The sequence below is a fragment of the Synechococcus sp. BA-120 BA3 genome (assembly GCF_034931285.1).
GTDB lineage: Bacteria > Cyanobacteriota > Cyanobacteriia > PCC-6307 > Cyanobiaceae > Cyanobium.
In genome coordinates this window covers 1-7,319 of sequence record NZ_JAYGHZ010000322.1, presented here as the reverse complement: position 1 = coordinate 7,319, position 7,319 = coordinate 1, and the positions used below count along the sequence as shown (strand labels likewise).

Below are 7,319 nucleotides of genomic sequence, written 5' to 3'. Positions count from 1 at the left end.
CGTGCCGGTGGCCCGCCGCATGCTCAGCGGTGGCGCGCCCCTCGGCGCCGGCCTCGGCTTCCTGTTCGCCGCCCCCGTGCTCAACCCGATCGTGATCGCCAGCACCTGGGCCGCCTTCCCCGACCAGCCCTGGCTGCTGCTGGCCCGCCCCCTCGGCGCCGTGGTGGTGGCCGTGGGCCTGGCCCTGCTCGCCACCGCCGGTCTCTGGCAGCGCCAGCGCCAGCAAGCCGGCCGCGACCTGGCCCCCTTCACGGTGGTGGCCCGCGAGGGATCCCTGCCCGGGGTGATCACCGCCAGCGGCGAGCTGGATGCCGTCAAGCGGGTGAATGTCAGTCCCAAGCGGCAGGGGGTGCTGCTGGAGCTGATGGTCGATGAGGGCGACAGCGTGCGCCGGGGCCAACCCCTGGCCCTGATGGATGACGGCGACCTGCGCGACCGGCTGATGGAATTGCAGGCCAACCTGCAGTCGGCGGAGTCGGAGCAGCGCCGCAGCGACAGCGAACTGCGCCGCAACGAACCCCTGTTCCGCCAGGGGGCGATCAGCCTCGACACCATGAATCGCTTCCGTTCGGAGGCGGAGGTGCGGCGCCTGGCCACCGCCGCCGCCCGGCAACGGCTGCGGCAGCGGATGGTGGAGAAGGACGAGCTGATCGTGCGGGCCCCCTTCGATGGGGTGATCAGCCAGCGCTACGCCGAACCGGGCGCCTTCGTCACCCCCACCACCACCGCGTCGGCCACCGCCGGCGCCACCAGCTCCTCGATCGTGGAGCTCTCCGAAGGGCTCGAGGTGGTCGCCAAGGTGCCCGAGAGCGACATCGGCCGGCTGCGGGTGGGCCTGCCCGCCAGCGTGCGCGTCGATGCCTTCCCCGACCGTCGCTTCCAGGCCAGGGTGCGCCAGATCGCCCCGAGGGCGGTGAAGACCAACAACGTCACCTCCTTCGAGGTGAAGCTGCAGCTGACCGATCCGGCCCCGGAACTGCGCATCGGCATGACCGCCGATATCGACTTCCAGACCGGCACCCTGCAGGCCAGGACCGTGGTGCCCACCGTCGCCATCGTCACGGAGGACGGCCGGCCGGGGGTGCTGCTGGTGGGCAAGGGACAGGAACCCACCTTCCAGCCTGTGGAGCTGGGGTCCAGCAGCGGCAAGGACACCCAGATCCTCTCGGGCCTGGAGAGCGGCACCCGGGTGTTCATCGACCTGCCCCCCTGGGCCAAGAAGCGCCCCTAGGCGACAGCCAGGCTGAGGTAGCGGCGTGCTGCCTCAACGATCCGGCCGCTGGCCGCGCCGTCACCGAAGGGGTTGTGGGCGTGGGCCATGGCCCCGTAGGCCTCCGGGTCCTCCAGGAGCCGACTGGCTTCGCTGAGGATGGCGTCGCTGTCGGTGCCGATCAGCTTGGCCGTACCCGCCGCCACCGCTTCGGGTCGCTCGGTGGTGCGGCGCAGCACCAGCACGGGCTTGCCCAGGGCCGGGGCCTCCTCCTGCAGACCACCCGAATCGGTGAGCAGCAGCGTGCAGCCGCGCATGGCCGCCACCAGCCGGTCGTAGTCGAGGGGTTCGATCAGGAAGGCGCGGGGATGGGAGCCGAGCAGGGCCTGCAGGGGCTCCCGCACCGTGGGATTGCGGTGCAGCGGCAGCAGCAGGGCGGTGTCGGGGAAGCGCTCGAGCAGGGCGAGGAAGCCGCGGCCGATGTCCTGGAGGCGCTCGCCCCAGTTCTCGCGGCGGTGCACGGTGGCCAGCAGCACCCGCTGCTTCTGCCAGTCGAGGCCGGGCAGGTCCCAGTCGGGGGCCGTGGTGGCCATCAGAAGCAGGGCATCGATCACCGTGTTGCCGGTGGTGAGGATCTCGCCCACCACCCCCGAGGCCCGCAGGTTCGCCGCCGACTGGGTCGTGGGGGCGAAGTGGAGGCGGGCCAGCTGGGAGATCAGGCGGCGGTTGGCCTCCTCGGGGAAGGGGTCGAGGAGGTCGTCGGTGCGCAGGCCGGCCTCCACATGGCCGACGGGGATCTGCTCGTAGAAGGCGGCCAGGGCGCTGGCGAAGGCGGTGGTGGTGTCGCCCTGGACGAGGACGAGATCGGGACGGTGCTCCTCAAACTCCTGCTTCAGTCCCTGCAGGGCCGCGCAGGTGACGTGGGTGAGGGTCTGCTTCGGAGCCATCAGGGCCAGGTCATGGTCGGCGGTGAGGCCGAACAGGTGCATCACCTGGGTGACCATCTCGCGGTGCTGTCCGGTGAGGACGACGCGGGTGCGGAAGTCCTGCGACCGCTGGAAGGCCAGGATCACCGGAGCCAGCTTGATGGCCTCGGGGCGCGTGCCCAGAACGATGCTGACCAGAGGCTGTGGGGACACGGGCCGACGCGGTTCAGACGATCCTAGGCAGCCCTTGTCGACGCTCCCCCGCCAGCCGGGGGGCCGGTCGCCGACGCGATCGACAGAAGCGAATCCGCCCCTAGGATCTCCCGAAGCCACAGCGCCTTCGGCGTATCAGCAGCAGTCGACCGACAGATTCCGCCACGCCTTCGACCAACACCTTCGACCAACGTCTTCGTTCAGCGCTTTCGATCAGCGGGGCCGCCCCGCGCTCCAGCCGCGTTCCTCCATGCCCCAGGCCCCACCGCCGCCGCCCCCTGTGAGCCTCCAGAGCGGAGCTCCCTTTGCTGCCCAGGGCACGCCGATGTCGGCCGATGGTGGATCCCCGCCGACCCTCGAGCAGATCGTTCGGGTGGCCTTCGAACGCAACTTCTCCGACATCCACCTCGGCGTCGGTGAGGAGCCCCGCTTCCGCAGTCGGGGCGACATGATCCTGGCCGGTCTGGGCGTGACCGATGGCAACACCTTCCGCGACTGGCTGCGGGAGATCCTCGAGCCCGCCCAGATTGATCGTTTCTTCCAGCAGAAGGAATACGACGGCTCCTACGCCTTCGGTTTCGTGCGGGTGCGGATCAACCTGCTGGAATCCCTGCAGGGTCCGGCGATGGTCCTGCGGCTGATTCCCCAGGCCATTCCCACCATCGACGAGCTCAACCTGCCGCCGGTGCTCAAGGATCTGGCCCAGCGTCCCAAGGGCATGCTGTTGGTCACCGGGCCGACGGGGTCCGGCAAGAGCACCACCCTGGCCGCGGTGATCGACCACATCAACCGCACGATGAAGCGCCACATCCTCACCATCGAGGATCCGGTCGAATTCGTGCACCAGAGCCGCCAGTCCCTGATTCGCCAGCGGGAACTGGGCAGCCACACCCGCCACTTCAAGACGGCCCTCCGCGCCGCGCTCCGGGAGGATCCCGACGTGATCCTGGTGGGGGAGATCCGCGACCAGGACACCCTCACCACGGCGATCGAAGCGTCCCAGACCGGGCACCTGCTGCTGGGCACGCTGCACACCAACTCGGCGGTGCGCTCAGTCGAGCGGATGCTGGGCATGTACCCCCCCGACGAACAGGAGATCGTGCGGCGCTCCGTGGCCGATTCGCTGCTGGGGGTGATCTCCCAGGGCCTGATCAAGACGGTGGATGGCAAAAGGGCGTCGTACCACGACGTCTTCATCAACACCGATGCCTGCAAGGACTACATCATGCGGGCCAATCTCGATGAGATCGAAGCGATCATGGCCCGCAGCGGTTTCGACGGCATGATCACGTCCAACCAGTACCTAGCCAATCTGGTGTCCGCCGGCAAGGTGCATCCCGAAGACGCGCTCGCTGCCAGCCTCAGGCCCAGCGAACTGGCCCAGACGATGCGCGGCCGGACCTGAGCCAACAGGCAGGGATTCAGCCGCCGGCCAGCCGCACCAGCAGGAGCACCCCCAGACCGACCGACAGGCCGAGCATGGCCAGACGGCCGTTCCAGATCTCGGCCTGGGGCGTGAATCCACGCCGCCAGGCATTCAGCTCCTGCTGGGACACGGGTTCCGTGTCGCTGAGGGAAGATTCGACCTGCTCAAGGGGCAGGGGATTCGCGGGGGCCATGGGGCCGGACCTGAAGCGACTGCACCACCATAGGAGCATCAAAAGGGTGGCTGTGGCGCGTAGAGCCCGCCTGCCTGCTCCAGGGGCAGCCGGGCCGCCACCCCCAGGCTGATCCCGCTGCGTCCCCCCGCCTCGAGGCGCTCGACCGCCGCCAGGCCCACCATCGCGGCATTGTCGGTGCAGTAGGCCAGGGGCGCGACGCGCCAGGAGAGACCGCGAGCGGCGGTGGCTTCTCCCATCAGACGGCGCAGGCGCCGGTTGGCGGCCACACCCCCCACCAGCACCACCGTCTCCAGGCCCGCCTCGACGGCGCAGCGGCAGCTGCGCTCCACCAGCACCTCGGCCACCCCCTGCTCGAAGCTCGCCGCCAGATCGGCCACCGGCAGGGGAGAGCCCTCGCCGGCGAGCCGCTGCACCTGGCGCAGCACCGCTGTCTTGAGGCCGCTGAAGCTGAAGTCGTAGGGATGGAAGCCCCCCTCGGGAAGGGAGACCCTGCCCTTGGGAAAGCGGAAGCGGCCGGGGTCGCCACCTTCGGCCGCCGCCTCGATCGCGGGCCCGCCCGGATAGCCCAGCCCGAGCAGCCGGGCCACCTTGTCGAAGCACTCGCCGGCCGCATCGTCGCGGCTGCGGCCCAGGCGGGTGTAGGCCCCGGGGCCATCGACCCGGATCAGCTCGGTGTGGCCGCCGCTGACCAGCAGCACGAGGTAGGGACCCGGCGGCAGGGGATCGCCCAGGTGCACCGAGCACAGATGGCCCTCCAGGTGGTGCACCCCCAGGAAGGGCTTGCCATGCAGCCGCGCCAGGGTGCGGGCCGTGACCGACCCCACCAGCAGGGCCCCGGCCAGGCCGGGGGCGACCGTGGCGGCGACGGCATCGAGATCGGCCATGGCGACACCGCTCTCTTCCTGCACCCGGGCGATCAGGGCCGGCAGCGCCTCCACATGGCGGCGCGAGGCGATCTCCGGCACCACCCCGCCCCAGCGGGCGTGCTCCTCCATCTGGGAGGCCACGGCCCCCGCCAGCACCCGCCGACCGGCCACGATCGCCGCCGCCGACTCGTCACAACTTGTTTCGAGGGCCAGAACCGTGCGCATGCTCCCTGGGCAGCTCCCCTACTGTCCGCACGAGCCATCCTGCCCCGCGGCAGTTCCCCCGCGGCCCCTCTCCATGCGCCGTCTTCTCTCCAGTCGTTCCTTCGCCATCCGGGCCTTCGCCCTGGTGGCGTCCGTGTTCCTGCTCTTCGGCTTCGCCCCCTCGGCCCGGGCCGACATCGGCGGACTCACCCCCTGCAGCGAGACCCCCCGCTTCCAGCAGCGCGCCGCCGCTGCGACCACCGATCAGGCCAAGGCCCGCTTCGCCTATTACGGGGAGGCCCTGTGTGGCACCGATGGCCTGCCCCACCTGATCACGGACGGCCGCTGGAGCCACGCCGGAGACTTCACCATCCCGGGCCTCCTCTTCCTGTACATCGCCGGCACGATCGGCTGGGCCGGCCGTGGCTACCTGATCGCCGTCCGCGGCAGCAAGGACGCCACCATGCGTGAAATCCAGATCGATCTGCCCCTGGCGTTCAAAACCACCCTGGCCGCCGCTGTCTGGCCCCTGGCGGCCCTCAAGGAGTTCACCAGCGGAGCCATGGTGGAATCCGACTCCAAAGTGACCGTTTCCCCCCGCTGATCCCCAGAGCCATGAAGAAATTCCTCACCACCGCTCCCGTCGTGGCCGCCGTCTGGTTCACCCTGACCGCCGGCATCACGATCGAAGTGTTCCGCTTCTTCCCGGATCTGATCCTCCACCCCTGAAGTCCGGATCGGTTCGGATCAACCACCGCCAGCGGCCCTCGCAAGGGCCGCTTTTTCATGGCTGGAGCGTCAGACGGCGTCGCCCAATCCCAGCAGCCGCTCCAGTTCCTGCAGGGCCGCCTCAAGGTCGGCATTCACCAGCACGGCATCGAACTCCGCCTCGGCCGTGAGCTCCTGGCGTGCCCGTGCCAGCCGCCGCGTGATGGCCTCGTCGCTGTCGGTGCCGCGGCCGCGGATGCGGCGCTCCAGTTCCTCGAAGCTCGGCGGTGTGATCAGCACCTGAAAGGCCGCCGGGAAGGTGCGACGCACCTGGCGGGCCCCCTCCAGTTCGATCTCCAGCAGCACCGGCCGCCCCTGAGCGAGCTGGGCCTCCACCGGGGGCCGGGGGGTGCCGTAGAGGTGGCCGGCGAATTCGGCCCACTCCAGGAAGCCCCCGCCGGTCACCCGGGCCTCGAAGTCGGGGCGTGTCAGGAAGAAGTAGTGCTGTCCGTCGACCTCCCCGGGCCGGGGCGAGCGGGTGGTGGCGGAGACGGACAGCCACAGGGCGGGGTGCCGCTGCAGCAGCCGGGCCACCAGGGTCCCCTTGCCCACCCCGCTGGGGCCGGTGATCACCGTGAGCCGGCCGCTGGAGGGGGGGGAGTCCATGGATCGCTGGCGCTGGGGCGCACAGTAGGGGTCGACCGCTCTGAGGCGACAGAGGAGGCGATGGCCCCATCCCCGTCCATCCAGGCCATGGATGTGACCAGCCTGCGCGCCGTGCTGGCCGAGATGCGCCGCGGCCTGCTGCCCAGCCGTTTCGAGAAGGCCCAGCAGCCCGACGCCCATCGCCTGCAGCTGGGCCTGCGCAGCCTGCGGGGCAGCCTCTGGCTGGAGCTCAGCTGGCTGGCGGAGGCGCCGCGCCTGTTGAAGATCGAGCCGCCCCTGAAGCAGGGGGAGGGCAGCACCCTGGCCCAGCAGCTGCAGCACGGCCTGCGGGGCCTGGCCCTGGTGAGCCTGGAGCAGCAGGGCTGGGAGCGGGTGGTGGCCCTGGGCTTCGCCCCCAGGCCCGGCGAGCCGATCCGCAGGCAGCTGGTGCTCGAGCTGATGGGGCGCCACAGCAACCTGTTCCTGCTCGATGAGGACCAGCGGGTGATCGCCCTGGCCCGCCAGGTGCGCCAGGACCGCTCGCGGCTGCGGCCGATCGGCACCGGCGATCCTTACCAGCCGCCGCCGCCCATGGCAGGCGAACCGCCCCGGCTGGAGGAGGAGGTCGCCTCCTGGCGGCGGCGCCTGAGCCTCCTGCCCCAGAGCGTCGGCGAGGCCCTGATGGGCGCCTACCAGGGGGTCGGCCCGGCCCTGGCCCGCCAGCTAGCCCAGGACGGGCTGGAACGGCCGGTGCAGAGCCTGGAGCCGGAGGCGTGGCAGCGGCTCTGGCAACGCTGGCGGCTCTGGCTGGAGACGGTGGCCGAGGAGCGCTTCCAGCTGGGCTGGGGTGGCCCGAGCGACTACCGCTGCTGGGACCCCGAAGGGCCGCCGGCCGCCGACGGCGACTGGGCGAGCAACCGGGGGC

Annotated in this window: 9 protein-coding genes; 5 read left to right on the top strand and 4 right to left on the bottom strand. The window is 70.8% G+C overall.

All coding sequences use genetic code 11. The features are described from left to right. Window positions 1–1,231: efflux RND transporter periplasmic adaptor subunit (locus tag VB737_RS13340; protein ID WP_500313659.1), on the top strand; the 1,231-nt coding region annotated here is incomplete at its 5' end. Here VB737_RS13340 and wecB read toward each other — a convergent pair. Then, a complete protein-coding gene (gene wecB / locus VB737_RS13335) occupies window positions 1,228–2,349 on the bottom strand; it encodes a non-hydrolyzing UDP-N-acetylglucosamine 2-epimerase (RefSeq protein ID WP_500313657.1) in 1,122 nt (373 codons plus the stop codon). The two genes, VB737_RS13340 and wecB, sit on opposite strands and share 4 nt — an antisense overlap. A 250-nt stretch (window positions 2,350–2,599) precedes the next feature. On the opposite strand from wecB, the gene VB737_RS13330 reads away from it, so the two are divergent. Further along, window positions 2,600–3,754, top strand: a complete 1,155-nt coding sequence (locus VB737_RS13330) for a type IV pilus twitching motility protein PilT (RefSeq protein ID WP_500313656.1) — start codon at window positions 2,600–2,602, stop codon at window positions 3,752–3,754. 16 nt (window positions 3,755–3,770) lie between these two features. Here the strand turns inward: VB737_RS13330 and VB737_RS13325 are convergent, their stop codons facing one another. Both VB737_RS13325 and tsaD read right to left on the bottom strand, forming a co-directional pair. Further along, the gene (locus VB737_RS13325; protein ID WP_323305126.1) at window positions 3,771–3,968 is read right to left on the bottom strand and encodes a high light inducible protein; all 198 of its coding nucleotides are present in this window, start codon (window positions 3,966–3,968) and stop codon (window positions 3,771–3,773) included. 38 nt (window positions 3,969–4,006) lie between these two features. Further along, window positions 4,007–5,062 carry a tRNA (adenosine(37)-N6)-threonylcarbamoyltransferase complex transferase subunit TsaD gene (tsaD, locus tag VB737_RS13320; protein WP_500313654.1) on the bottom strand — a complete coding sequence of 352 codons (1,056 nt, stop codon included), beginning with the start codon at window positions 5,060–5,062 and terminating at the stop codon, window positions 4,007–4,009. 73 nt (window positions 5,063–5,135) lie between these two features. On the opposite strand from tsaD, the gene VB737_RS13315 reads away from it, so the two are divergent. Beyond that, window positions 5,136–5,645 carry a Photosystem I reaction center subunit III gene (locus VB737_RS13315; protein WP_500313652.1) on the top strand — a complete coding sequence of 170 codons (510 nt, stop codon included), beginning with the start codon at window positions 5,136–5,138 and terminating at the stop codon, window positions 5,643–5,645. An 11-nt stretch (window positions 5,646–5,656) separates the two neighbouring features. Next, on the top strand, window positions 5,657–5,770 hold the full coding sequence (locus VB737_RS13310; protein ID WP_500313650.1) for a Photosystem I reaction center subunit IX: 114 nt from the start codon (window positions 5,657–5,659) through the stop codon (window positions 5,768–5,770). 69 nt (window positions 5,771–5,839) lie between these two features. Here VB737_RS13310 and gmk read toward each other — a convergent pair whose 3' ends face one another. Further along, on the bottom strand, window positions 5,840–6,415 hold the full coding sequence (gmk, locus tag VB737_RS13305; RefSeq protein ID WP_500313648.1) for a guanylate kinase: 576 nt from the start codon (window positions 6,413–6,415) through the stop codon (window positions 5,840–5,842). 60 nt (window positions 6,416–6,475) lie between these two features. Between gmk and VB737_RS13300 the strand changes: the two genes are divergently transcribed. Then, window positions 6,476–7,319: NFACT family protein (locus tag VB737_RS13300; RefSeq protein WP_500313647.1), on the top strand; the 844-nt coding region annotated here is incomplete at its 3' end.

What these genes read in the sequence shown, in the direction of transcription:
- tsaD (WP_500313654.1), bottom strand. Translation starts at nt 5,062, where the DNA reads ATGCGCACGGTTCTGGCCCTCGAAACAAGTTGTGACGAGTCGGCGGCG.
- VB737_RS13330 (WP_500313656.1), top strand. Translation starts at nt 2,600, where the DNA reads ATGCCCCAGGCCCCACCGCCGCCGCCCCCTGTGAGCCTCCAGAGCGGA.
- VB737_RS13310 (WP_500313650.1), top strand. Translation starts at nt 5,657, where the DNA reads ATGAAGAAATTCCTCACCACCGCTCCCGTCGTGGCCGCCGTCTGGTTC.
- VB737_RS13315 (WP_500313652.1), top strand. Translation starts at nt 5,136, where the DNA reads ATGCGCCGTCTTCTCTCCAGTCGTTCCTTCGCCATCCGGGCCTTCGCC.
- VB737_RS13325 (WP_323305126.1), bottom strand. Translation starts at nt 3,968, where the DNA reads ATGGCCCCCGCGAATCCCCTGCCCCTTGAGCAGGTCGAATCTTCCCTC.
- gmk (WP_500313648.1), bottom strand. Translation starts at nt 6,415, where the DNA reads ATGGACTCCCCCCCCTCCAGCGGCCGGCTCACGGTGATCACCGGCCCC.